The sequence below is a fragment of the Marinobacter sp. M5B genome, from assembly GCF_042604615.1.
Classification (GTDB): Bacteria; Pseudomonadota; Gammaproteobacteria; order Pseudomonadales; family Oleiphilaceae; genus Marinobacter; species Marinobacter salarius.
On sequence record NZ_CP156894.1, the window covers coordinates 145,409 to 169,853 of the forward strand.

Annotated in this window: 22 protein-coding genes; 13 read left to right on the forward strand and 9 right to left on the reverse strand. The window is 58.0% G+C overall.

The window, feature by feature from the left end:
* Positions 1-37: 37 nt before the first annotated feature.
* Entirely contained in the window at positions 38-301 is a 264-nt protein-coding gene (locus AAGD24_RS00635; protein WP_379866214.1) for a zf-HC2 domain-containing protein, read from the reverse strand.
* Entirely contained in the window at positions 295-915 is a 621-nt protein-coding gene (locus AAGD24_RS00640; RefSeq protein ID WP_228210664.1) for an RNA polymerase sigma factor, read from the reverse strand. The genes AAGD24_RS00635 and AAGD24_RS00640 overlap by 7 nt, the downstream gene beginning before the upstream one ends.
* 219 nt (positions 916-1,134) lie before the next feature.
* On the opposite strand from AAGD24_RS00640, the gene AAGD24_RS00645 reads away from it, so the two are divergent.
* The 8 genes from AAGD24_RS00645 to AAGD24_RS00680 all read left to right on the forward strand — a co-directional run bounded on the left by AAGD24_RS00645 (position 1,135) and on the right by AAGD24_RS00680 (position 11,604).
* Positions 1,135-3,324, forward strand: a complete 2,190-nt coding sequence (locus tag AAGD24_RS00645) for an FAD-dependent oxidoreductase (protein ID WP_228210665.1) — start codon at positions 1,135-1,137, stop codon at positions 3,322-3,324.
* A gap of 76 nt (positions 3,325-3,400) precedes the next feature.
* Positions 3,401-4,363 carry a radical SAM protein gene (locus AAGD24_RS00650; RefSeq protein WP_228210666.1) on the forward strand — a complete coding sequence of 321 codons (963 nt, stop codon included), beginning with the start codon at positions 3,401-3,403 and terminating at the stop codon, positions 4,361-4,363.
* Positions 4,364-4,549: 186 nt separating this feature from the next.
* The gene (locus tag AAGD24_RS00655; protein WP_085678087.1) at positions 4,550-5,953 is read left to right on the forward strand and encodes a sodium:solute symporter; all 1,404 of its coding nucleotides are present in this window, start codon (positions 4,550-4,552) and stop codon (positions 5,951-5,953) included.
* A gap of 11 nt (positions 5,954-5,964) precedes the next feature.
* Positions 5,965-6,927, forward strand: coding sequence for a metallophosphoesterase (locus tag AAGD24_RS00660; RefSeq protein WP_085678085.1), 963 nt, complete (start codon positions 5,965-5,967; stop codon positions 6,925-6,927).
* A 149-nt stretch (positions 6,928-7,076) separates the two neighbouring features.
* Positions 7,077-7,592, forward strand: coding sequence for a diaminobutyrate acetyltransferase (gene ectA / locus AAGD24_RS00665; RefSeq protein ID WP_036201897.1), 516 nt, complete (start codon positions 7,077-7,079; stop codon positions 7,590-7,592).
* Between the two features lie 131 nt (positions 7,593-7,723).
* Positions 7,724-8,992, forward strand: a complete 1,269-nt coding sequence (ectB, locus tag AAGD24_RS00670; protein WP_278368262.1) for a diaminobutyrate--2-oxoglutarate transaminase — start codon at positions 7,724-7,726, stop codon at positions 8,990-8,992.
* 51 nt (positions 8,993-9,043) lie between these two features.
* Complete coding sequence (locus AAGD24_RS00675; RefSeq protein ID WP_075196330.1) at positions 9,044-10,486, forward strand: aspartate kinase; 1,443 nt, start codon at positions 9,044-9,046, stop codon at positions 10,484-10,486.
* Positions 10,487-10,605: 119 nt separating this feature from the next.
* Positions 10,606-11,604: an RNA polymerase sigma factor RpoD/SigA gene (locus AAGD24_RS00680; protein ID WP_379866218.1), complete on the forward strand. Its 999-nt coding sequence runs from the start codon at positions 10,606-10,608 to the stop codon at positions 11,602-11,604.
* A 24-nt stretch (positions 11,605-11,628) separates the two neighbouring features.
* Here the strand turns inward: AAGD24_RS00680 and AAGD24_RS00685 are convergent, their stop codons facing one another.
* The 3 genes from AAGD24_RS00685 to pdxH form a co-directional block, all read right to left on the reverse strand.
* Positions 11,629-12,081 (reverse strand): DUF3429 domain-containing protein, encoded by a 453-nt coding sequence (locus AAGD24_RS00685; RefSeq protein WP_041332826.1) that lies wholly within the window; start codon positions 12,079-12,081, stop codon positions 11,629-11,631.
* A 219-nt stretch (positions 12,082-12,300) separates the two neighbouring features.
* Positions 12,301-12,888: a DNA-3-methyladenine glycosylase I gene (locus AAGD24_RS00690; RefSeq protein ID WP_379867377.1), complete on the reverse strand. Its 588-nt coding sequence runs from the start codon at positions 12,886-12,888 to the stop codon at positions 12,301-12,303.
* Between the two features lie 40 nt (positions 12,889-12,928).
* Positions 12,929-13,564, reverse strand: a complete 636-nt coding sequence (gene pdxH / locus AAGD24_RS00695) for a pyridoxamine 5'-phosphate oxidase (protein WP_091642588.1) — start codon at positions 13,562-13,564, stop codon at positions 12,929-12,931.
* A gap of 224 nt (positions 13,565-13,788) precedes the next feature.
* On the opposite strand from pdxH, the gene AAGD24_RS00700 reads away from it, so the two are divergent.
* The gene (locus tag AAGD24_RS00700) at positions 13,789-16,701 is read left to right on the forward strand and encodes a DUF748 domain-containing protein (RefSeq protein ID WP_379866220.1); all 2,913 of its coding nucleotides are present in this window, start codon (positions 13,789-13,791) and stop codon (positions 16,699-16,701) included.
* 12 nt (positions 16,702-16,713) lie between these two features.
* Here AAGD24_RS00700 and AAGD24_RS00705 read toward each other — a convergent pair whose 3' ends face one another.
* Positions 16,714-17,553, reverse strand: coding sequence for an amino acid ABC transporter substrate-binding protein (locus AAGD24_RS00705; protein WP_379866222.1), 840 nt, complete (start codon positions 17,551-17,553; stop codon positions 16,714-16,716).
* A 110-nt stretch (positions 17,554-17,663) separates the two neighbouring features.
* Here AAGD24_RS00705 and yfbR point away from each other — a divergent pair, with 110 nt between their 5' ends.
* The gene (gene yfbR / locus AAGD24_RS00710; protein WP_041332831.1) at positions 17,664-18,257 is read left to right on the forward strand and encodes a 5'-deoxynucleotidase; all 594 of its coding nucleotides are present in this window, start codon (positions 17,664-17,666) and stop codon (positions 18,255-18,257) included.
* Between the two features lie 32 nt (positions 18,258-18,289).
* Here the strand turns inward: yfbR and AAGD24_RS00715 are convergent, their stop codons facing one another.
* Entirely contained in the window at positions 18,290-19,324 is a 1,035-nt protein-coding gene (locus AAGD24_RS00715; RefSeq protein WP_036201921.1) for an SPFH domain-containing protein, read from the reverse strand.
* A gap of 2 nt (positions 19,325-19,326) precedes the next feature.
* Complete coding sequence (locus tag AAGD24_RS00720) at positions 19,327-19,785, reverse strand: NfeD family protein (protein ID WP_041332833.1); 459 nt, start codon at positions 19,783-19,785, stop codon at positions 19,327-19,329.
* Between the two features lie 238 nt (positions 19,786-20,023).
* Here AAGD24_RS00720 and AAGD24_RS00725 point away from each other — a divergent pair, with 238 nt between their 5' ends.
* Both AAGD24_RS00725 and AAGD24_RS00730 read left to right on the forward strand, forming a co-directional pair.
* Complete coding sequence (locus AAGD24_RS00725) at positions 20,024-20,839, forward strand: SDR family oxidoreductase (RefSeq protein ID WP_041332835.1); 816 nt, start codon at positions 20,024-20,026, stop codon at positions 20,837-20,839.
* Positions 20,840-20,978: 139 nt separating this feature from the next.
* Complete coding sequence (locus tag AAGD24_RS00730) at positions 20,979-22,076, forward strand: GGDEF domain-containing protein (RefSeq protein ID WP_036201928.1); 1,098 nt, start codon at positions 20,979-20,981, stop codon at positions 22,074-22,076.
* A gap of 29 nt (positions 22,077-22,105) precedes the next feature.
* Here AAGD24_RS00730 and AAGD24_RS00735 read toward each other — a convergent pair whose 3' ends face one another.
* Positions 22,106-22,996, reverse strand: a complete 891-nt coding sequence (locus AAGD24_RS00735; RefSeq protein ID WP_041332837.1) for a metal-dependent hydrolase — start codon at positions 22,994-22,996, stop codon at positions 22,106-22,108.
* 244 nt (positions 22,997-23,240) lie between these two features.
* Here AAGD24_RS00735 and AAGD24_RS00740 point away from each other — a divergent pair, with 244 nt between their 5' ends.
* Positions 23,241-24,347 carry an AraC family transcriptional regulator gene (locus tag AAGD24_RS00740; RefSeq protein WP_036201934.1) on the forward strand — a complete coding sequence of 369 codons (1,107 nt, stop codon included), beginning with the start codon at positions 23,241-23,243 and terminating at the stop codon, positions 24,345-24,347.
* The last annotated feature ends 98 nt before the right edge of the window (positions 24,348-24,445 follow it).

A 24,445-nucleotide genomic window follows, 5' to 3' on the forward strand; every position in this document is an offset into this window, starting at 1 on the left:
GGAAGGGGCGGGTGTCGTTAAACGAAAGCGAAGAGCATCACGGGTCCGACGTGTCGTTTCCGGAGTGCCGAGCGTTGAGCGACTCACTGACAGTTTCGTCAATCCGGCGTACCAGATCTTCGTCCAGCTGCTGGCTCGAGTGGGCGTTCATAAGCTCTATGCTGGCCCGCAGGCTGCCAATGAAGCTACGACATCGACCGCACATCAGCAGGTGCATTTTCACAGACATTACTTTCCCGGTGCCCAGCTCACCGTCAATGTAATCGCTGGCGATGCGAGCCAGATCCCGGCACATTAACATTCGCCTGTCTCCTGAAATGTCTCAACCATCAGAAAGATTTTCTGCCGTGCCCGATGCAGGAGCACGCGCAGGTTAGAGGCGCTGACATCCAGAATGTTACACACGTCGTCGGATTTGTGCTGATGCGCTTCGTACAACATCAATGCTGATCGTTGTGTTTCCGGCAGTGCGGACAGGTGTCGATCAAGGCAGTTGCTCAGTGCACCGTTCTCCATCAGTGCCTGGGCGGACTCATTGGTTTTCAGGCTCGGCGGTGTGGCCCAGCGACCATTGGGCGCAAAGCGGGCGGCGAGGTCCGGGTCCAGCGCTTCCGAAAAATCTGCGTTCACTTCCCTCTTGGTCTTTCGGAGATGATTCTTGGCCCGGTTTGCCACGATACGGTGCAACCATGTCTTCAGGCCGGAACGGCCCTCAAATGTCTGAACGGCGTCGATAACCGTCACCCAGCAATCCTGGACAATTTCCTCTGCCGAGGCGTGATCAAGGTAAAAGCGGGCGACGGCCATCATGCCAGGGGTGTATAAACGCACAGCCTCGCGAAAGGCGCCCTGGTTCCCCGACTTCAGGCCGGTGATGAGGATGTCGTCGTCAGATTGGTGCGTTGTGGTTTCCATTCCGTATACCCCAGGACACCCGCGTTAGAGCGTTGTTATAAACATGTTATTGGACATCCAGAGCGGCCTGGACAATGGTATGTCTATAGTCGCAGCCATTAGTTCCAGTAATGATGAGTCACTGCTCAAAAAAATTTTAGACCCTGGCTGCTGTAACATCCAGCGCTTTGGCGTGTCTCTCAGAGCAACCGTTTTCACTTTTAATTTATGGATTTAGCTATGAACTCCAAAAAGCTCGTTTTGCTGCTGGTTATCGGTGTCGTGGTTGCACTGTTTGTCAGTTTTGGCGGTCACGAGATACTCACGCTGGAAAACCTGCAGAAACACCAGTCTGCCATTGAACAGTGGATCAATCAGAATTTGCTGGCGGCGGTGCTTGGGTTTGCTGGAGTGTATGTGGTGGTAACGGCGCTGTCGCTGCCCGGTGCCGCGATCATGACGCTGGCCGGCGGTGCCTTTTTCGGTAATGTCTATGGTCTGGTTGCAGTATCCATCGCATCGACCATCGGTGCCTCACTTGCGTTCCTGGTGGCCAGGTTTCTGATGCGGGATACCTTGCGGGAGAAGTACGCGGAAACCGTCGCAAAGATGGACCGTGGCATCAAAAAAGACGGTGCGTTCTATCTTGCCACCCTGCGTCTGGTACCGGTATTTCCGTTCTTCCTGATTAACCTGGCGATGGGCCTGACCGCCATGAAGCTGAAGACCTACGCTCTGGTGAGCTGGGCGGCGATGCTGCCGGGGACCTTTGTGTATGTAAACGCCGGCACCCAGCTGTCGACGATTGAAACCACCAGCGACATTGTGTCGGCCAATATTCTGCTGTCTTTCGCGCTGTTGGGGGTGTTCCCGCTGATCGCCAAGTTTGTTGTCGGTTTCATTCGCAAGCGCCGGGTGTACGCCGGCTGGCAGAAACCCGAGTCGTTTGATTACAACCTGCTGGTGATTGGCGGTGGCTCGGCGGGCCTGGTGTCGGCGTACATTGCCGCAGCGGTTAAGGCCAAGGTGGCGCTGATCGAGAAAGACAAAATGGGCGGAGACTGCCTCAACACCGGTTGCGTGCCGTCCAAGGCGCTGATTCGCAGTGCCAAGGCGGCCGACACCCTGCGCCAGGCGAATCGTTATGGCCTGGAGTCGGTACCGGTAAAAGGCTCCTTTGCCAATATCATGGCGAGGGTGAAAGAAGTCATCGCCAAGGTGGAACCCCACGACTCGCCCGAGCGCTTCCGCAAACTGGGTGTTGACTGCATCTCCGGTACCGCCAGCTTCGTATCGCCCTGGGAGCTGGAAGTGGTCCATAGCGACGGTCACACCGAGCGCCTGACCGCGCGCAGTATTGTGGTGGCCACTGGGGGCAAGCCGGCAGTGCCGCCCATTCCCGGTTTGGCGGACATGGAGCCGCTGACATCGGACAATCTATGGTCCCTGCAGACCCAGCCTGAGCGCTTGCTGGTACTTGGTGGCGGCCCCATTGGCTCGGAACTGGCCCATGCCTTTGCGAGGCTTGGCAGCAAGGTGATCCAGGTGGAAATGGGCGAGCGTTTGCTGGCCAAGGAAGACGCCGATGTCTCCGAGGTCATCCGGAAACAGTTTGAACAGGATGGCATTGATCTGCGGCTTAACCACGCCGCCAAGGAGTTCGCTGTCGAGGACGGAGAAAAGGTGGCCTACTGCGAGTTCAACGGCGAGCGCGTGAGGATCGTGTTTGACCAGGTTCTGGTTGCTGTTGGTCGTGCCGCTCGAACTGACGGCCTGGGGCTGGAAAAGATTGGGGTGGAAACCCTGCCCAATGGCACTGTGCCAGTGGCAGAAGACATGAGCATGCGCTTCCCCAACGTCTTCGCCTGTGGCGATGTGGCCGGGCCCTATCAGTTCACCCACGCGGCGGCTCACCAGGCCTGGTACGCGGCAGTGAACGGTCTGTTTGGCGAGTTCAAGCGTTTCCAGGTGGATTACCGGGTGATGCCCTGGGTGACCTTTACCTCGCCGGAAGTGGCCAGGGTCGGCCTTAGCGAGGCCGAAGCCAAGGAAAAAGGTGTGGCTTACGAAGTCACCCGCTATGGCCTGGACGACCTGGACCGTGCCATTGCTGAGAGTGAGGATTACGGTTTTATCAAGGTGCTCACGCCGCCAGGGAAGGACAAGATTCTGGGTGCCGTCGTGGTAGGTGTGCACGCCGGCGAGATACTGGCCGAGTTCACTCTGGCCATGAAGCACGGCCTGGGCCTGAACAAAATTCTGGGCACTATCCACCCTTACCCGACCTGGAACGAATCAGCCAAGTATGCCGCTGGAGAGTGGAAGCGCGAACACGCACCCCAGGGTATTCTCAAACTGCTTGAGAAACTTCACGGCTGGCGCCGTGGCAAACAGACCGGCGACAAGGCCGGCCGGGAAGTAACAACGTAAAACAGAATAAGTGCAGGTGTTACAGGGCCTGCACCTTTTTTGGCACTCATAGATTCATCGTCAACACGGAGCAGCTATGCCCCTGACCCAAACCGCCGAAAGACGTATTCCCGCTGTGGAAGTGCTGGAACCGAGGGCCCGCGACAGCTGGACCCACACCCGCAACGGCGACCCGCGCGGCTACATTGATTCCGACAAGCTCAAGGAACTGTGGATTCATACCGGCACCGCCTGCAACCTGGCCTGCCCGTTTTGCCTGGAAGGGTCACACCCCGGTGATGGCCGTATTCCGGGCATGAAGTTGAGCGACGTGAAACCCTTTATTCACGAAGCCCTGGATATGGGGGTGGAGCAGTTCTCCTTCACCGGCGGTGAGCCTTTCGTGATCAAGGATTTCATCAATATCCTCGATTACGCCAGCCAGCACCGTCCCTGCTTTGTCCTGACCAATGCCACGGATCCACTGCTCAAACGCCGTCATCAGGTGCTGCCGTTACTGGACAACGCCTACCCGATCCATTTTCGCGTCAGCCTGGATTTTCCTGACCGGGCCCGGCATGACGTGGACCGGGGTGAAGGCAGTTTCGATAAGGCATTGGAGGGTATTCGCTGGCTGGTCGACCAGGGTTTTCAGGTATCGATTGCTCGCCAGACCGATCCGGAGGAGATTTCGGCAGATGTGGAAGCGGCTTTCCGCGAGATTCTGCGGGACTGGGGCATTCCTGAAACGCTGGCATTCACCGCGTTCCCTGATCTGGGGACGCCCGGCTCAGAAGACGGCAGCCCGGAGATTACCGAAACCTGCATGGAGAAATACCCCACCAAAGAGGCGCGGTCGCACTTCATGTGCACTTATACGCGCATGCTGGTGAAGCGGGATGACCAGGTGCGGGTGTATGCCTGTACGTTGGTGGATGACGATCCGCAGTATGACCTTGGCGGGACGCTGGCGGAGAGCATGGATGAGCGGATTATGTTGCGGCATCACCGGTGTTTTGCCTGTTATCGGTTTGGGGCTAGTTGTTCGGCGCCTGGGTGATTCTTTTTTAGGACTGGTTGCTGGGAGTTGGCGGTCTGGGGGTGGTGTTTTATTTCCTTGAGAAAAAGAACTCGCTTTGCTCAGACACCTTTTTCCTGGCGGAAATAAAACACCACCCCCAGACCGCGGTTGAATGACTGCAATTCGCTGGATTAGAACAAAGAACGGACGAGGAAAAGACAGACGATGAATTTCACGGAAGCGACCCTGTTTTGGGGGTTTTTGGTGGTTTATGGGGTAGTGATGTATGTGTTGTCGCCCAAGAGCAAAAACGCCAATTCGTTCTATAAAGGTGCGGATGATCAGGGTAACCCGGTAAGTCAGTGGTCGCTGACGGCGAGTATTTTCATCAGTTGGATCTTTGCCAAGTCGGTGACCAACGCGGCCAACCTGGGGGCTGCTTATGGTGTCACCGGCGGTCTGGCGTACGCCAGTTACTGGCTGTCGATTCCCGTGGCTGGCTACATCATCTATTTGATTCGGACCCAGACCGGTGCCCGCAGCCTGCAGGATTTCCTCACGTCGCGCTTTGGCCGGCTGGCCAGTCTGGCGTTTGCGGCGGCCATCCTGATCCGTCTGTATAACGAAGTCTGGAGTAACACCGCCGTGGTGGGTGGCTATTTCGGGCTGCCGGGTGAGTGGGAGTATTACTCCGCGGCGATGCTGTTTACCGTCTTTACCCTCGCCTACAGCCTGAAAGGTGGCCTGCGGTCGTCGATCTTCACGGATGTGATTCAGGCGTTCGTGTTTGTGTTCTTTGTCGGTGCGGTGCTGTTCCTGATTGTGCCGGCCAATGACACCAGTGCCCTGCTCACCGCCGGTGAGTTCAAGCTCAATGCCGGCTTTGACCTGTTGCTCGTCGCGCTGTTGCAGATGTTCAGCTACCCCTTCCACGATCCGGTGTTAACCGACCGCGGCTTCGTGAACAAGGAAAAGACCATGCTGAAGAGCTTCGTGGTGGCCGGACTGTTGGGCTTTGTGGCGGTGTTTATCTTCAGCCTCGTCGGTGTTCACGCCCGACTCAATGGCATTGAGGCCATGGGTAATGCGCCCGCGGCTGTCGGGCAATCGCTTGGGTTGGCGGCGCTCTTCTTCATGAGTGTGGTGATGATGACCTCCGCCGGCTCCACGTTGGATTCCACCTTCAGCTCACTGGCCAAGTCCCTGGCGGTGGATCTGCCACGGCTGGCGAAACGTGCCAAAGACCGCTTGCCGAGCGTTCGCGTGGGTGCAGTGATCATGATTGTGTTCGCGCTGCTGGGTAACCTGCCGATGTTTGCCGGCACCGATATTCTCAAGGCCACCACCATTTCCGGCACCATGGTGATGGGGCTGGCACCGGTGTTCCTGTTTTACGGTTTTACCCGCTGGTCGCCCTGGAGCTTCCATCTCAGTTTCTGGACCGGCCTGGGCCTGGGTGTGCTGCTGGCAACGGGGCTGATTCCCGCCAGCTGGGCCATCGGTGACGGCAAATACGCCATGCTGCTGGGTGTAAACGCCTACGGCTTCCTGATCTGCACCGCCGGTTTCTTTGTGCCGCTGGTCGTCCGCCGACTTGCCGGGCGCTCTCTGGCGGCCGGGGAGGTTTAGGAGGTGGTGTCGTGACCGAGGGCCGGAGTTGTCCGCTGGCGTATCGCTACGATCCGGCGTCGCTGTGTGCTGAGCCGCAACAGGTGGCCGGGGACGTGCTGTATGTTATCGGTGGCCTGTACGGAAACCCCCTTGCCCTGGATGAAATCGAGCGATTGGCACGGGCGGAGGAGCGACAGGGCCGCCGGGTGACGTTGGTGTTTAACGGGGATTTTAACTGGTTTAACGCCACCGACGGGCTGTTCCGGGAGATCAACAATCGGGTGCTGGAGCACACCGTCAGCCTGGGCAACGTGGATTATGAACTGGCCAACCCCAATGATGGCGCCGGCTGCGGTTGTGCCTATCCGGATTTCGTGGATGAGGGCGTCGTGGCACGTTCCAACGCCATTATGGAGCGGCTGCAGGGGGTGGCCGGGGAGCATTCCGATATTCAGGCGCGGTTATCCCTCTTACCCCGCTACCGTTGCCTGATATTTGGAGGCCTAAAGGTTTTGGTGATTCACGGCGATCCGGAGTCCCTCGCCGGTTGGGGGTTGGCCCATGAATCCTTTGTAGCTGGTAACGAGGCGAAGCTGACGGAGTGGTTCCTGGCCAGCGGTGCTGATGTAATTGTCTCCACCCACACCTGCCTGCCAGTACTGTGGTCGGGAATGGTGAACGAGCGACGTTGTGTGGTTGCCAACAACGGGGCAGCCGGAATGGGGAATCTGCGGCAGGACCCCCGTGGGTTGATCACCCGGATCGGTCTGGCGAGCCCCGTGGCTGAGCCGGTTGCCGGTCTTGAGCGGCAGGGCCTGAATGTCTCACTGTTGCCCGTGGACTATGACGTCGACGCCTGGTTAACGCAGTTTGACCGGCTCTGGCCGGCGGGTTCGGCCGCCGCTGTGTCGTACCGGGACCGGATCGTTGGAGGGACTTCGATAACCGCAGACGATATTACGTTTCCCCCTGGAAGGGCCCCTATAGGGTAACGAATTTGTCACTGGCGGTTGGTGTAATAATGTCTATTCTGAAGGTGAGAGGTAGCCATCGGGGCTGGCGGCCCCGGAGCGCCGACTTGAAATATATTTTGTGGTCTATATAATTTAACGCTAACTTTTTGAGGCGAATCGATCACGTTATGACATCAGAAGGCTCGAATACCACCGCCATCACCCTCCGCACGCCGGTCAAGGATGATGGCTACAGGCTTCACCAGTTGGTGGCACAATGCCCACCGCTGGACCCTAACTCGATCTACTGCAACCTCCTGCAGTGCAGCCATTTTGCCGAAACCGGCGTGGCCGCGGAGATAGACGGCGATCTGGTCGGCTTTATTTCCGGATATATTCCCCCCCAACAGCCCGAAACCGTTTTTGTCTGGCAGGTGGCCGTTCACGAGAAAGGTCGTGGGCAAGGTCTTGCCAAGCGGATGTTGAAGGCGATTGTGGCCAGGGACGCGTGTAAAGACGTGACCCACATGGAAACCACCATCACTGAAGACAATGAGGCTTCCTGGGCGCTGTTCCGGTCCTTTGCCCGTGACATGGGTGCTGAACTGACTTACCACGAGCACTTTGAGAAAGACACCCACTTTGGCGGCAAGCACGACTCCGAGTTCCTGCTCCGCATCGGGCCTTTCACAAAGACGGCGTAGCAGCCTTCCCGAACGACCGATCCCCCTGTTTGGACTAGCCGGCAGATTGCTGAGGTGAATCTGTCACAACGGCTTCAACCAACGTGCTACCGCACAGTTACCTCGAACCTGACATGCTAAGAGGCAAGACAATGGAACTTTTCAAGTCGACCGAATCCGAAGTACGCGTTTATTCCCGTGCCTTTCCGGTGATCTTTAACCGTGCCAAGAACGCGCACCTGTACACCGAAGATGGCAAGGAATACCTGGACTTCCTGGCCGGCGCCGGGTCACTGAACTATGGCCACAACAACGACATTCTCAAGAAAGCGCTGCTCGAGTACATTGAAAGCGACGGTGTCAGCCAGGGCCTGGATATGTTTACCACCGCCAAGCACGATTTCATTGAGTCGTACAAGAAGCACATCCTGGACCCCCGTGGCCTGGACTACAAAATGCAGTTTACCGGTCCTACCGGCACCAACTGCGTGGAAGCGGCCCTGAAACTGGCTCGCAAGGTGAAAGGCCGCAATGGCATCGTGTCCTTCACCAATGGCTTCCACGGCGTCACCATGGGCGCGGTCGCGGCCACAGGTAACAAGCACCACCGTGGTGGCGTTGGCACCCCGCTGGGGAATGTGGACTTCATGTTCTATGACGGCTACCTGGGTGAGAACGTAGATACCCTGGAAATCATGGACAAGGTGTTGTCCGACGGCTCCTCCGGCTTTGAACTGCCGGCAGCGGTCATCGTTGAAGCGGTCCAGGGCGAAGGCGGATTGAACGCCGCCCGCGCTGAATGGCTGCAGGGCCTCGAGAAGCTGTGCAAAAAGTACGACATTCTGTTGATCGTCGACGATATCCAGGCAGGGAACGGCCGTACCGGCGAGTTCTTCAGTTTCGAATTTGCGGGCATCAAGCCGGATATCGTAACGGTATCCAAGTCGTTGAGCGGTTACGGCCTGCCGATGGCCCTGGTGCTGTTCAAGCCGGAGCTTGATGTCTGGGGGCCGGGCGAGCACAACGGCACCTTCCGGGGCAACAACATGGCCTTTGTAACCGCCCGCGCAGCGGTCGAGACCTACTGGAAAGACGATGCCTTTGCCAATGAAGTGAAAGCCAAGACCGAGGTTCTGGCTGAAGGGCTGCAGGCAATCTGTGACAAGTACCCGGGCGAGTTCAGGATGAAAGGCCGGGGCATGATGCGTGGCATTGAAGCCACCGACGCTGAAGTGACGGACAAGATCACCGGTCGCGCCTTTGAGAAGGGCCTGATTATTGAAACCAGCGGCCCCAATGACGAAGTGATCAAATGCCTGATGCCGCTGACCACCAGCGAGGACGATCTGCGCAAAGGTGCTAAACTTCTAGGTCAAAGCGTGGACGAAATCATGCAGGAGGGAATGAGCAAGGCGTCCTGAGACGCCTGCCATCTCCCGACACTCATTCTGCAGGATAACGACGGTAACATTATGACTAGCGAACAACATACCGTAGAGAAAATCGGCGGCACCTCCATGAGCAATTATGAGGCGGTGCGCGACAACATCATTCTCGGCGGGCGCTCCAAGGACGACCTGTACCAGCGCATCTTCGTGGTCTCCGCCTATGGCGGTGTCACCGACGAATTGCTGGAGCACAAGAAAACCGGAGAACCGGGTGTCTATGCCCTGTTCGCCGATGCCGAGTCGGACTGGGCCTGGGGCGACGACCTCACCAAACTGATCCAGTTCCTGACCGACATCAATGGCGAGCTGTTCCCGGACCCCATGCTCAAGCAGCAGGCGGACCAGTTCATCACCGACCGCATCGAAGGCGTTCGCGGCTGCCTGATTGATTTGCAACGTCTGTGTTCCTACGGGCAGTTCCAGCTTGAGGAGCATCTGCTGACGGTTCGTGAAATGCTGGCCGGTATCGGTGAGGCCCACAGTGCCTTCAACACTGCCCTGAAGCTTCAGCAGGAAGGCATCAATGCGCGGTTCGTGGACCTGACCGGGTGGCGCGACAATGAACTGCTGCCGCTGGATGAAAAGCTCAAGCAGGCATTCGACGCGGTGGACCTGAGCCGTGAGCTGCCGATCGTGACGGGGTATGCCCAGTGCAAGGAAGGCCTGATGCGTACCTTCGACCGGGGCTACAGCGAGATGACCTTCAGCCGGGTCGCGGTGATTACCAACGCCCGCGAAGCGATCATCCACAAGGAATACCACCTCAGTTCCGCGGACCCCAACATTGTCGGTGCGGATAAGGTCGTCCCCCTGGGGCGCACCAACTATGACGTTGCTGACCAGTTGGCGAACCTCGGTATGGAAGCGATCCACCCGCGCGCTGGCAAGGGCATGCGTCAGAACGAGATTCCGCTGCGGGTGATGAACACCTTCGAGCCGGAGCACACCGGTACCCTGATCACCGGCGACTACGTCAGTGAGAAGCCTCAGGTAGAGATCATCGCGGGTAACAAAGGCGTGTTTGCCATTGAGGTGTTCGATCAGGACATGCAGGGTGAGCCCGGTTCCGACCGTCGCATTCTGGAAGTGCTGGGTCGCTTCAAGGTGCGTTTCGTATCCAAGGACACCAACGCCAACACCATTACCCACTACGTGGACAGTACGCTCAAACACGTCAAACGGGTGGTCAGGGCGCTGAAAGACGAATTTCCCAACGCCGAAATCAGCACTCGCAAGGTGGCGATCGTGTCTGCCATTGGCAGCGATATCAAGGTGTCGGGCATCCTGGCTCGGTCAGTCAAGGCCCTGGCGGACGAGGATATCAGCGTTCTGGCCCTGCACCAGTGCATGCGGCAGGTGGACATCCAGTTCGTAGTGGACGAAGACGCCTATGAGAAGACCATTGTGGCGCTTCATGGCGCGCTGATTGAGCCTCACAACCACGAGTACGCGATCGTTGCAGCGTAACCTGCTGGTTTCTCTACGTCGGTAATTGCCACAACGGACAGTCTGTGCCCCCGGCAACGGGGGATCCATGACGCTGTTCCGCGCGTATTCTCTGGAAATTCGCGATCGGAACCTGTGCCATGACTGACGTTCAGAGCCCGGGGCCGTCTCCGACCATAGCCCATTCCGGCGAAACGGAATCCCTGGTAGGGCTGTACTTCAGGGATGCGTCCCGTTACGAATTGCTCACCAATGAGGGCGAGCGCCGACTTTCACGGCGCCTGACCTTCTGCTATCGGATCATATCTACCGAGCTTGCCTTGCCGGAAGGCACCCCTCAGACATTCCGCGAAGTGGTTGGAAGCCTGGGCGACGCCTGTGCTTTTTCGAGGCGGTGTCGTCGTGCCTACCATCTCGCCACCGCAAGTCGTCAGCGGCTGATTCGCAGCAATCTCCGGCTCGCGGTGCACATCGCACGGCGCTACGCCAACCGCGGCATTCCCATGTCGGATGTCATTCAGGATGCCAATGTCGGTCTGATCAAGGCCGTGGAGCGGTTTGATCCTACCAAGGGCTTTCGTTTCTCGACCTATGCCTACTGGTGGATCAGCGAAGAGGTGAAGCGGTGCATGAAGCGTGGAACCCGGCTTGTGCATACCCCTGAAAACGTGGCCGATGAAATCCGCCTGTTGCAGAAAAAATCCCTGGTACTGCACCAGACATTGGGCCGCACACCATCGCAGACCGAACTGGCGCGGGAGATTGAGGTGTCGCCTTCCCGCATTGGTGAGCTGCGGGCGCTGGCCAGTCTGGAAGTGTCGGTGGATCTGCCGGTGGGCATGGAGGGTGGCATTACGCTGGGTGACAGTCTCAGTGCAGACGATCAGTCCGCGCCGGACCACGACATGGCCCAGCGTGACCGCAAACGGACACTGACCGCTCTCTTGGCGGAATTGAGTTCGCGGGAAAAGGATGTCCTGGCCAGGCGTTACGGCCTGGGTCTCCCAGAACCGGAAACCCTGCAGGTGATCTCCGATGACCTGGGAATAAGCCGGGAGCGGGTGCGGCAGATAGAGAAAAGCGCCCTGAAAAAGTTACGGGGCCGTTTTATCGACCCTAACGACGAGCTCCGGGGCTAGTATTCAGGGCCGGTATCGACCGGCTTAGCCCTGGGCCAGAATGAACCAGGCGCCCGCCGCTACCTGGCACGCCAGGACAACAGCTGTCAGTCCCAGCCGCAACTTCAGATACCAGTCCGGCCAATAACCCCTCATCCAGCGAGCGTCGACCACATACAGCGCGACATAGGCCAGCGTGTAAACCAGGATCTGGCCGGCAATGGGCAGCAGCAGACCAATGCCGGCGGTGATGAAGAACACTTGGCTCAACAACATGGTTACCAGGGGGGAAATCGGGTAGCAGCGATTCTCAAGCTGCATGGCCAGTGGCCAGTAGATGCCCGCCATAAAGGCCAGAATGCCCGCGCTGTACAGGTAGAAATAGCGGGAGATGGCCAGGCTCTGTTCAGGCAACGCAAAGAGTCCGAAAATGGCGGCAAGGAAAGGCAGCAGCCCGCCAATGCCCACGACGATCGCCAGTCTGGCGACGGCAATCACGAGTGCTTCCCCTGAACCCGAATCCTCATTGGTTCGATAGCGGCGGGCTCCGCGCCCACCAACTCAATGGCCGGGTTGATCGACTGCCTGAGTTCTTCCAGGGTTATTCTCACCGTATGACTCTCACCGTAAAACGCGGGGATGATGTGCTACCCACGGACTTACGAGCAACGGATCGTTTGGGATCATTCCAGTCGTGTAACGCCGAGGAAATAATAGTCAGACATTGTCCGCGAGCTCACGGCAGGCGGCGTGTTGAGGGCACTGAACGAGGTGGTCATTGACCATGCCCGTGGCCTGCATGAAGGCATATACAATGGTGGGCCCCACAAAGTTGAAGCCGCGTTTTTTCAGTGCCTTGGACATGGCTTCGGCCTCGGGCGTGTAAACCGGCACGTCGGCAAAACGCTGCCAGTGATTCTGGATAGGCTCTCCACCGACAAACGACCACAGGAAGTCACTGAACGAGTGGCCCTGATCCCGTAGCTCCAGGTAGCCCCGGGCGTTGCGAATGATGGACTCGACTTTCAGGCGGTTACGGACGATGCCGCTGTCCTGCATCAAGGCGTCGACTTTGGCCTCGTCATAACGGACGATTTTTTCAGGGTCGAAATGGTCGTAGGCGGCGCGGTAGTTGTCCTGTTTCTTGAGTATGGTGATCCAGCTCAGGCCCGCCTGCTGGCCGTCCAGGCACAGCTTCTCAAACAGCGCCAGGTCGTCGTATTCGGGGCGGCCCCATACGGTGTCGTGGTAGTGAACGTATAGTGGGTCATCGCCACACCAGGGACAGCGTTGTTGATTGTCCATAGTCCTGCCTTCTCGCCTGAGGTTGGTGGAGCCGTGCGGGTTACGGCTGTAGACGGTCGATGTGCCAGCCATCGTCCTGCCTGACGTATTCAAAGCGGTCATGCAGGCGGCTTGGTCGCCCCTGCCAGAACTCGATTCGTTCCGGCACCACGCGGTAACCGCCCCAGAAATCGGGTAGCGGGATCGCCCCGTCCTTGAACCGGCGTTTCATCTCGGCCACTTTCTGTTCCAGCAAACCGCGGGAGTTGATCGCCCTGCTCTGTTCCGATACCCAGGCACCAATCTGGCTGCCCCGGGGGCGAGAGGTGAAGTACCTCAGGGATTCGGATTTGCTGACCTTTTCTACATGGCCCTGAATCCGCACCTGGCGGTTCAGCCCGATCCAGGGGAACAGCAGGGCGGCTTTTGGATTCTCTGCCATTTCGTGGGCCTTGCGGCTGCCGTAGTTGGTATAGAACACGAAACCGGCGTCGTCGAAGTATTTCAACAGGACGGTCCGTATGTCGGGCATGCCGTCTCCGCCTGAGGTGGCCAGTGACATGGCATTGGGCTCGAGAATGCCGGCCTCACGGGCATCCTCGAACCAGACCTGGAATTGTCTGACGGGGTTGTCATCAAGGGCATCGCGCTCAAGGCCTTCGCTTTCGAAGTCTCGGCGCATATCGCTAATATCCATCCGGGTTTCCTGAATGAGGGATTTCATTGCCTGATATGGTGAAAACAGAATATCGGGTTCGTTGCCCCATGTCAGTCCATCACCCTCTATAACCCCCCATCACCTTCCTCATCACCCTCCTCATCAACCTATCCGGCTGACAAACCGGTCACCGGCGGGCTATCCTTGGTGGATAGATTGGCGACAGATCGCGCCTGTCAGCAATGGACAACAAGGAGAGCTCGGTGCCTGCGAACCGCAAACGACGATTGTCTGCCAGAAATATCTCGATAGTGGTACTGGTTCTGGTGGTGATCTATGCCATCGCCGGGTTTGCGCTATTGCCGTGGTGGCTGGAGCGAACGCTGCCGGAGCGGCTGGAACAACACATGGGGTGGAAGGCCGAGATTGAAGAGGTCCAGGTGAACCCCTTCGCCATGAGCGTTGAAGCCGTCGGCCTGGAGGCCAGGGACGCTGAAGGCGAACCGGTGGTTGCCTTTGACAGCCTTTACGCCAACCTCGGCGTCTGGCGATTGCTCACCGGAATTGTCGCGCTGCAGGACATCGAACTGGAAGACCCTTACGTTCGCCTGGATTTGCTGGAGGACTACAGTGTCAACTTCGCCCGGGATTGGCAGGCCCATAATCCGGGTAGCGAACAACCGGCGCCCGAGGAGGCGGATTCCGGAGAACCGCCCAGAATCTATTTTGACCGGATCAGGGTCTCGGGTGGCGAACTGCTGTTCCGGGATTTCAGCCAGCAAGGCGAGGAAGAGTTCCGGGTTACGCCTCTGGATCTGGCATTGAACGATCTGGCTACCTGGCCCCGTGAGGACGCCGACAGCAACTATTACCTGCTGGCGGCAGTCGGCAGCCAGACTATTGAGTGGGAAGGCAGTCTGAGTATCGCCCCTCTCTATTCAAAAGGGTTCCTCAAACTGGGTGACGTGTCCCACGAAACCCTGCAGCATTTTCTCAAGCCCTATCTTCCCTATCAGCTTCGTAACGGCAGTGTGACCCTTAGCTCGCAGTACGAACTGCGTTCTGCCGGTGAACTGTATCTGACCACCTCGGAGGGTCAGCTCACGATCGACGATGTCGATCTCGGCGTTGAGGCTGATGCCGATGATGGGCTGCTGAGCGCGAACCGTCTGAGCGTGGGTAATATCCGTTTCGGGCTTAACGAGCAGGAGCTGTCCACTGGCACCGTGAACATCGATGGTGTCAGCCTGTCACTGCTCCGTGATGCGAACGGCCAGCTCAATCTTCTGGCGCCACTTCAGAATAGTGCGGACGAATCAGGTGGTGACGACACTGGCACAGGAGCGCCTTTCCGCTGGACGGTGGCCGGCGTGGAACTGGCCAACAGCGCCGTCAGTTGGCGGGACGAGCAGCCGCAACTGCCCGCCGAACTGGTCCTTGAGGACCTGTCGATCAGCATCGATGAGATCTCCCATCGCCTGGAGGAACCGGTCAATTACAACGCCAGTGGTGCGCTGAACGGTGGTGGGAAACTGTCGATCAATGGTCAGGCCACGTTGGCACCTTTCACGCTGGAAGCCGGGCTGTCTGGCAGCGGGATTGCCCTGTCGCAGTTTGGCGCCTATATCAACCAGGCGGCGAACCTGGATGTCAGGGATGGCCTGTTGTCTGTCGATGGCAATCTGGATCTCGATCAACAGCAAGACCCGCTGACGGGTACCTTTAGCGGCACTGGCGAGGTGGCCTCCCTGGATATGCGTCTTGGCGACAGCGATCAGCCCCTGATCCGCTGGCAGAGCGTGCGCCTGGAACCATTGGAGTACAACGTCGCGCCGGCACGGCTGCAGATTGGCACCATTACCCTGGTGGGTCCTGCGGTGAACGTGGTCCGTGACAGCAACGGCACTCATAATGTTGAACGGATTGTCAGGTCCTCGCCGTCGGACGAATCCGCGCCAGCTGGAGAAACAACCAGTAGCGACGGCGAACCCGGCTTCATCTTCCGCATTGGCCAACTGATGCTGGAAGAAGGTGCCATCTCATACACCGATCGGACCCTGGACCCGACATTCGCAACTCGGTTCGACCAGTTGCGCGGCTCGGTAACCGGGCTTAGCAATGTGGCGCCGCAACAGGGCCAGATCTCGATCCAGGGGCGGGTTGGCGATGTGGCAACCATGACGCTGGATGGTTCCGTGGGCGCCCTGGGCACCGATGATACCAGCGATCTGAAGCTGACCATGGAGAACGTGTCACTGCCCATGCTGTCACCGTATTTTGGCCGTTACCTGGGATACAGCGTGGACAGTGGCAAGCTCAAGCTTGATCTGGATTATGAGTTTTCCGGCAGCCGTCTGGATGCTGCCAACAGCGTCATCCTGGATCGGCTGGAGCTTGGAGGCCCCGTTCCGAGTGACGAGGCCGTCAGTGCACCGGTCAAGCTTGGTCTGGCGTTGCTGCGTGACCGGCAGGGTGTCATCGATATCAACCTGCCCATCAGCGGAGATCTGGAAAGCCCGGACTTCAGTATCGGTCAGGTTGTCATGAGGACATTCGTAAACCTCGTTGCCAAAGCCGCCACGTCGCCATTCAGCATGCTGGGTTCGATTGCGGATTTTGCGGGCCTGTCGGGAGAAGAACTGGGCAATGTGCGTTTTGAAGCGGGGCGCACCGAGCTTGCCGATGGGGAAGGCGTCAAGCTGGAGGCACTGGGCAAGGCCTTGAATGAACGCCCTGGTCTGGCGCTCAATGTTCGTGGAGCGGTCGCACCAGAGGCAGACGGAGACGCGTTACGGCGGCAGAAACTGTTCGAGCAACTGGGCATAGCGGATGGAGCTTCCGCGTCTACACGTATCGCTCGGCTTGAGCAGGCGTACGCGGATTCGGATTACGTGGCGTCGGTGGAAGCTTTCCGAAACGACGTTGCCGGCGGGAACGTAGAACCCGGCAAACAGGAATGGGAGCAGGCGCTGGTGAAGCGACTGATAGCCGATGTGGAACTGCCACCGGAGGCTTTGGGCAACCTGGCAACATCCCGAGGCGTATGGCTCCGGGAGCAAATGCTGCAGGAGCATGGAGCATCAGAAAATCAGGTATACCTGCTTGACCCTGTGCGCGACGCGACGGCCGATGAGGCCGGCACTGTCACCGTCAGCTTTGAGCTGGATGTGCGGTGACAGCGGCTGGGATCAAGGCGCTGCTGGCTCGGGGATGCCCGGCGGCAACTGGAGGTCGCGTTTATCGACAAATTGCTGGTACCGCCCGTCTTTGAACAGCGGCGACAGCAGTTGCTCCAATGTGGTTGCGTCGATGGGGCCGTTGTCCCGTGCCATGATATGGAGGAGATAGGTCTGATCGGGGGTATCGGACACCAGGAACCTGTCACTGTCCTCGGGGTTGTCGTTCAGGTGGCTCTGAAGATAGGAGCGACTGACCACAGCCACTTCGGCCAGTGACGGACGGTCCGCCTTGATCAGGTCAAGATTACGGCTGTGGCTATGGGAGAACTCGATATTGAATCGTTTCTCAAGCTCGGCGTTATCCGTAGACAGGCCGGCGAAGCCATAGTGATAGCCCGAGATAGCAACGAGCTGTCGCTCGGTGACGTTGTCAAAGAAGCTTTGGTCACGGCCGGGTTTGTTGAGGGCGACATAGACGTCTTCGTCCATCAGAATTGGTCGGGTAGCGTTAACAGGCAGGTTTTCCCAGCCCCAACTCGGGTTCTCAAAGAAAATAACGTCGTACAATCCGGCGTGGAAATCTAGGTGTCTGCGTTTTGGGGAAGTGTAGACAATCCGGAACGTGACCTTGTCGTTTGTTGAATCCAGCTCTCTTAACAGGTCACCGAGTAAGCCCTCCACCTTGTTTTCACTGTTCACACTGGCCACCGGAGGGAAATTATAGACGCCGACAGCGATGTTGGTCTGGGCCGAAACAGTGGTTGTAACGCCGAGAGTCAGCGTTAAGCCCAGTATCAGAAGGGTGACTTTCAGCGGATGTCTGCGCTTTAATCCGAGTTGGTGTTTCAAGGTAGAGTGCTTCCCGGCATCAAGATTTGAACGTCCATTCACATTACCACTGTTTAATCTTAGTCAAAAGAGGCCAACAATAAACTCATGCAAAACGTGAAGCGCCCATTATGAAACGCCCTCTCAGTCATTTCTTTGCCTATGTGTCTCGCCTGCGGTGGATCAAGCGATGGGGGCTGATGCGCAACGCCATTGAGGAAAATGTCGCCACTCATTCCTGGGAGGTGGCTACCCTGGCCCATGCGCTTGCGATTATCCGTAACCGGCATTTTGGCGGGCAGGTCAACGCTGACCGGATCGCTGCCGCAGCGCTCTACCACGATGCCACAGAGGTTATTACAGGCGATATGCCGACACCGGTCAAATATCATTCGCAGGTTATGCGGGAAGCGTTCGGAGACATCGAGCACAAGGCGGAGGCCGAGCTACTGGCGCTGCTACCGGCGGACCTGCAGGAGGATTTTGCGCCCTATGTTCGCGAATCCGGATGGGAGCAGGAGGAGAAGGAATTGATCAAGGCGGCCGACCGGCTCTCGGCGTTGTTGAAATGCCAGGCTGAGATACAGGCGGGCAACAAGGAGTTTGAGCCTGCGGCGGGTCACATCCTGAAAAAGCTGGAGGATGACGCCCTGCCGGAAGTGATGTATTTCCTGGAAGTGTTTGCGCCGGGTTATCAGCGGCCCCTCGACAACCTCCTGGAATAGAGGTTGCCGAAGCCGCTGAGTGTCCGGATGTTCTAGCTGTTGCCGGCTGACGCCACCATGCCACCGCGCAGGCCATCCTGTTTCACGCTCTGGCGCACGATGTCTTCGGGGCTGCCTGCCAGTTCCCGGAACATGCCCATGGAACCCAGCAGGGCGGATGACTCGTAGGGCACGAAGACCCGTTCCCCTTCCTTGGCCATGTTCGGCAGTACCTTGATGTAGCTTTGCCCCAGCAAATAGCCGATAACGGTCTGCTTGTTCTCTTCGGTGTCACCCATGGCACTCAAGACCAGGCGAATGGATTCCTGCTCACCCTGGGCACGCAGGATGGCAGATTCCTTGTCGCCCTGAGCGTTGAGAATGGCGGATTCCCGCTGGCCCTGGGCCATGGCAATAGCGGCGGACTTCTCACCTTCGGCCTCGGTCACCGTGGCGCGACGCTTACGCTCGGCGGCCATCTGCAGGCGCATGGCTTCTTCCACCTCTTCCGGCATGCTGATGTCCTGAACTTCAACGCGAGTCAGCTTCACACCCCACTTTGACGCCGCTTCTTCCATTTCGGCCTGGATGGCGTTGTTCACTTCGCTACGGGATTCAAACAGCTTGTCCAGCTCCATCTTACCCACCACGGAGCGCAGGGTGGTTTTGGCCAAAACCTCGACCGCCTGGCTCATGTTGGCCACTTCGTAAACCGCACGGCGTGGGTCGATAATCTGGTAGTAAAGCGCGCCGTTGATGTTTACGGTGACGTTGTCGGTGGTTACCACCGGCTGTCCGGGGAAGTCCATGACGGTTTCGCGGCGGTCAATGCGGGTTTCGAAACTGCTGCTTGGATGATACTCGTCGCCGATGCGCACGTAGCGGGTCATGGTGATGGCGCGCGGGCGCTCAATGAAGGGGATGATGATGTTAACACCACTCTCCAGTATGCGATTGAATGACCCTAGCCGCTCGATCACCATCACTTCGGACTGGCGCACAATCACCAGGCCCTTGGCGATGATGAAAATGCCAATGACGACGAAAATAAGGCTGATCACCAGCCCCGGGGAAACCACGTTTTCCATGTTTACTGCTCCTTTTTAGTGATCGTGTGAACAACGGCAGTGGTGCCGTCAAAACGTTCGAAAGTAACCTCGGTGCCTGCGGGCAGTTCGGTCATGCCGGTATCGCTGGTACGCAGGCGATAGAAGTCGCCGTTGACCTTGATGCCACTGGCGCCGTCAAAATCGCGCTTCAGCGTGCGATACTGCTTGCCCTGCTCGACGCCGGTGCCGGTTGTCCCGTAAGCGACACCCTTGGGGGAAAACCTCGGTTTGATCCAGCGAATGGCAATGGGTACCAGAATGCCCGAAAACACGCCCATACCGACCAGTTGCCATTCGAAAGGCGCGCCGAGAGCGGTCAACAGCGCCGTTAAAGCAGCTGCGATCCCCAGTGCCAGTAGCACCAGCACACCAGACGTCAGTTCTGCGAGACTCAATACGAGGGCGAGTATCAGCCAGAAATGCGTGAGACTCCATTCCATACAGCAACATCCACTAGTGACAGGAAAAAGGGTTGGCCAGGAGATTGTAACCAAACCCGGCCAACGTCGTCCCGGATTGTGCACATTCGTGGGGACGGAGTCACGATATTCGTGGTGTTGCTGAACCCCGGGTATCGGGTGGCCCGAATGCCCCGGTCATAGGCGCGCTTTTGCCATATCCAGCGGCCCGACACCTGTTAGAGTAAGCAACACATCGCACAACAAGAGGTCATCGTTCATGAAAGATCTGAACAACAGGGTAGCCGTGGTTACCGGCGCGGGTTCCGGCATAGGCCGGGCGCTGGCCGTGGCACTGGCGGAAAAGGGCTGTCGCCTGGCGCTTTCCGATGTCAACGAGACAGGCCTTGCGGAAACCGCAGCTGGCTGTAGCGGGGCGGAAGTTCGCACCTATACCCTGGATGTCTCAGACCGGGATGCCATCTACGCTCATGCTGAGCAGGTCGCCAGGGATTTCGGCCAGGTGAACCTGGTGATTAACAACGCCGGCGTTGCCCTGTCCGCATCTGTGCGGGAGATGACCGACGATGACTTCAAGTGGATCATGGACATCGATTTCTGGGGGGTGGCCCATGGTACCCGGGCCTTCCTGCCGCACCTGATCGCCTCCGGGGATGGTCACGTGGTGAATATTTCCAGCGTGTTCGGACTTATTGGCGTACCCAAGCAAAGCGCTTATAACGCGGCTAAATTCGCAGTTCGTGGCTTTACCGAGTCACTGCGCCAGGAAATGAAGCTGGAAAAGCAGTCGGTCGCGGTGAGCTGCGTTCATCCCGGTGGCATCCGCACCAACATTGCGAATGCGGCGCGTATGGGTAAATCGGAGAACGCCGAAGCCCAGCGCAAGGGCTTCGACAAGATCGCCATGACCACTCCGGAAAAGGCGGCGAATATTATCGTCCGTGGCATTCTGAAAGATGAATCCCGAATTCTGGTCGGGCCCGATGCCTGGGGTATCGATGCCCTGAACCGGGTTCTGGGGTCCGCCTACCAGCCTCTGGTTGAGCGTTTTTCGCGGAAAAATCTTTACGTCTGAAACCCTTTTTCATGCTTGCCGTATTTCGGTGGTTTCGCGGCAGTTCGCCGGGATGATTGAAGCCCAGTGACTGCCGCTGTATATTTTGCATACAGCCACCGATATTCCAATCTCGCTGTATTTCAGGGAAAGAGGCAGCATGAACACTCCCCAGCACCCGGACCTTGGTGCGTCGCTTGAACAAAGCCGCTCAGGCCTCCGGGACACCCACCGTCGTTCGTTGATGCGAGCACTGTTTCTCGTGACCGCCTCTGCACTGGTGGTTTTTGGCTGCCTGCAGATTCTGAACGGCTATATCTGGCTCGCGACGGGGGAGCTCATTGCGAGCCTTATCCTTTTCTTTGGGGTTACCCGAATCAATCGCACACCTCGTCTCCAGGTCTGGATCTACAGTTATCTGGTGACGGGATTTTCCTTCGCCTTGATGATCATGCTGGTACCCGAAGCCTCGGTGTCTGCCTTCGTGTGGGTGCTGATGATACCGGTTCTGGCGTATTTGCTGCTGGGAAAGAAAGAAGGTTTCCTGCTCAGCGCGCCGTTCGTGGTGGCGGGCTGCGTCACTTACTACTTCCACCTGGAGTTCGTCGCTGATGCCGGCGGCGTGATCGACCTGCTAAACATGGTGCTCTGCGCCATCCTGATGCTGAGTTTTATCCATCTTTATGAAGCCCGTCGTGAGGAAGCCGAGCAAAAATTGTTCACTCTTGCACAGACTGATGCACTCACAGGGCTGGCCAATCGTGCGAACTTCCAGAGCACCCTGGCCCGCACCATCGCAGAGTGTGCCCGCAGTGGCTCGGGATTTGCCCTGGTGATTATGGACATCGACCACTTCAAGGTAGTGAATGACACCATGGGCCATGACGCCGGAGACCACGTTCTGCAAAACATTGGCAAGCAGCTCACCGAACGTCTGCGGACCACCGACGCAGTGGGACGATTGGGCGGAGAGGAATTCGGGTTGATTCTGCGGGATGTGAAACTCGAGGATTCGTTCCAGTTAATGGACGAGTTGCGCCAGCGTATTGCCGACAGCGAACTTCCTTATGGTGATGCCCTGATCCGGGTGACCGCATCGTTCGGAATTGCGCATTATCCCGATCATGCCATCGAAGCCGAGTCCTTGTTCCGGATTGCCGACCGCTGCCTGTTCAGCAGCAAGCGGGCCGGGCGCAATCGGGTCGCCAGGGCGGGCCTTTCGCCGGTCAAAGGCCCGCTTGCGACAGCAAGGACTTAGTGATCATCCAGGGTTACTGACATACAGGGTTACTGAATAGTCCGGCGATTTCCCTTCTGATACTGCGGGGCAATGTACTCGTTGATCTGCTCCTTGAAGCGGGCAATCAGTTCGCTGTTGTCGTGGTCCCAGGGATGGAATCCCGGTTTGAAGTATTCCAGCCAGGTGGGGATCAGGCTGGAGAAGGTGCCGTTTTTGCCCCACATCCGCCACAAGCCGCGGGCAGAGTCTTTCAGTGAGAAGTTCTTTGGATCGTTCAGCATCATCCGGGTGGTGAAGTAACTGGCCATCACGCCCAATGCGGCTGTACTGAATGCCAGGTAAAACGTGCGCTCGGCATAGGTGCCGCCGACCTGATTGAACACGTCGTAGGTCACCGCTTTGTGCTCGGTTTCCTCAATGGCGTGCCACACCCACAGCGGGCGCATGGTTTCATGCATGTCTTCGCGAACGTCGCTGCGCTCCAGCAGCATGTCCGCCATCATCGCGGTCATATGTTCCAGGGCGCAGGTGATGGCCAGTTGGTGCCGTTTGGGAAGCTTCTTGGCAATGCCCAACACCACTTCCAGGTGTTCTTCCAGTTCCTCCACGGGCATGCCCTGATCCCGCACGTGCTGGTTCATGGACTTGTGTTCCAGAGAGTGCATGGCTTCCTGGCCGATAAAGCCCCTGACTTCTTTTTTCAGCTTGGGGTCGTTGATCTGATCCTGATAGTAGCGGACCGAATCCACAAAAAACTGCTCGCCCTGCGGGAACAGCACAGACAGGGCGTTCATGGTGTGGCTCAGGATGTAGCTGTTGTCCAGCCAGTAGTGGGGAACCTTCTCCCCGAATTCAAACCCCATGCGCTGTGGCTTGATGGCAACGTTGTCCGGGGTGCGTGCAACCGGCTTTGACTCAGTGGTTTTCGTTCTCAGCATATCGTTACTCCTGCGCTTGGGCGCTATGGCTGATGTGATGGGACCAGTGTGTGTGAGTCAACGCGGGCTTTGAATGCGAAAAGGGGACGGCCATCGTGGATTAGGGGCCAGGGGCGGCCTCAATTGACTATGCTGACGTGGTTGCCGGTGCCTCCAGTCACAGTGTGGCTGCGCCGGGCTTCTGATAGCATCGGTGGCAGTGAGTCTTCCCACAACAAATCTCACACAACGAAAAGGAACCTGCATGGCGAACCCGGGCCCGGAAAAAGAACGGCAGATGCTGGGACTGTTCCTGGTTCCCGGTGTGTACCTCCGGGTGCTGGCGGATGTGGTGCGGCAGTTGGGCCACAACGACCGTGCTCTGTACGAAGGCATGGCATTCACGCCCCAGGATCTGAAATCCAATGACAGCCGGGTGTTTGTCACCGATGCGATTGTAATGGTGGAGCGGGCTCTGAACCTGGCCAGCAAAGACGGCTTGAGCTTCATGCTGGCGCGGGAACTGCGGGTCACCATCCATGGCACCCTCGGCTTCGCCGCCCTGACCAGCCCCACACTCGCTGGCGCCCTGGATTCGGTAAGGCGCTACCTGCAGTTGCGTGTGCCCTTCCTCACTATGACCCTGACCGATACCGGCGACCATGTGTTGGTGCGGTTGCGCTCCGAGTTCGACGTGCCCACCCAATACCGTTTTCTGGCGGAAACCGTCAGTGCCACACTGATGATGCTGGCGGAACAACTGATCGACCGGGAGGATGCGGAAAAACGAGGATTCCCGCTGGTGGATGGCAAGCTCCCTGGCGTGAAGGTACAACTGACTTCTCCGGAGCCGGCCTATTACCCCAGGTTTGCGCCCCAGCTACCGGTACCTTTCGAGTATGGCCAGCCCGAGGAAACCATGGTGTTTCCCAAGGGCCTGCTGGACACCCGCATGCGCCTGGCGGATGCGGAAGCATCCCGGATGGCACGGGACCAGTGCGAGTTCGAACTGCAAAAAGCCCTGAAAGACCAGGGCGACATCACCTATGCCATCCGCAACATGCTCCACATGATGCCCGGGCCGCTGCCGTCCCTGGAGGCCATGGCGGAGCGCTTCTGCGTGTCGTCCCGCACCCTGAAGCGACGGCTGGCGGAGAAGGACACCACCTACCGGGAAATTGTCGAAGCGGTACTGAAAGACCGCGCCATCCAGTTGCTGCGTTACACCAATCAGTCCGTCAGCGAGATCGCCTATGAGCTGGGCTACGCTGACCTGTCCAACTTCAGCCGTGCCTTCCGCAAGTGGACCGGAAAGTCGGCCAGCGAGTTCCGCGAAGGCGGTCCGGACCCGGCACCCGAGGTTGGTCCCTGACAACGATCTTCCGGTCATGCGACAGAATAAAAATGCTGTGCTAGCTTAAAAGTTTGCTACAGAAAAACAGCAGTCCATGGCCACTCGGCTGTCTGACT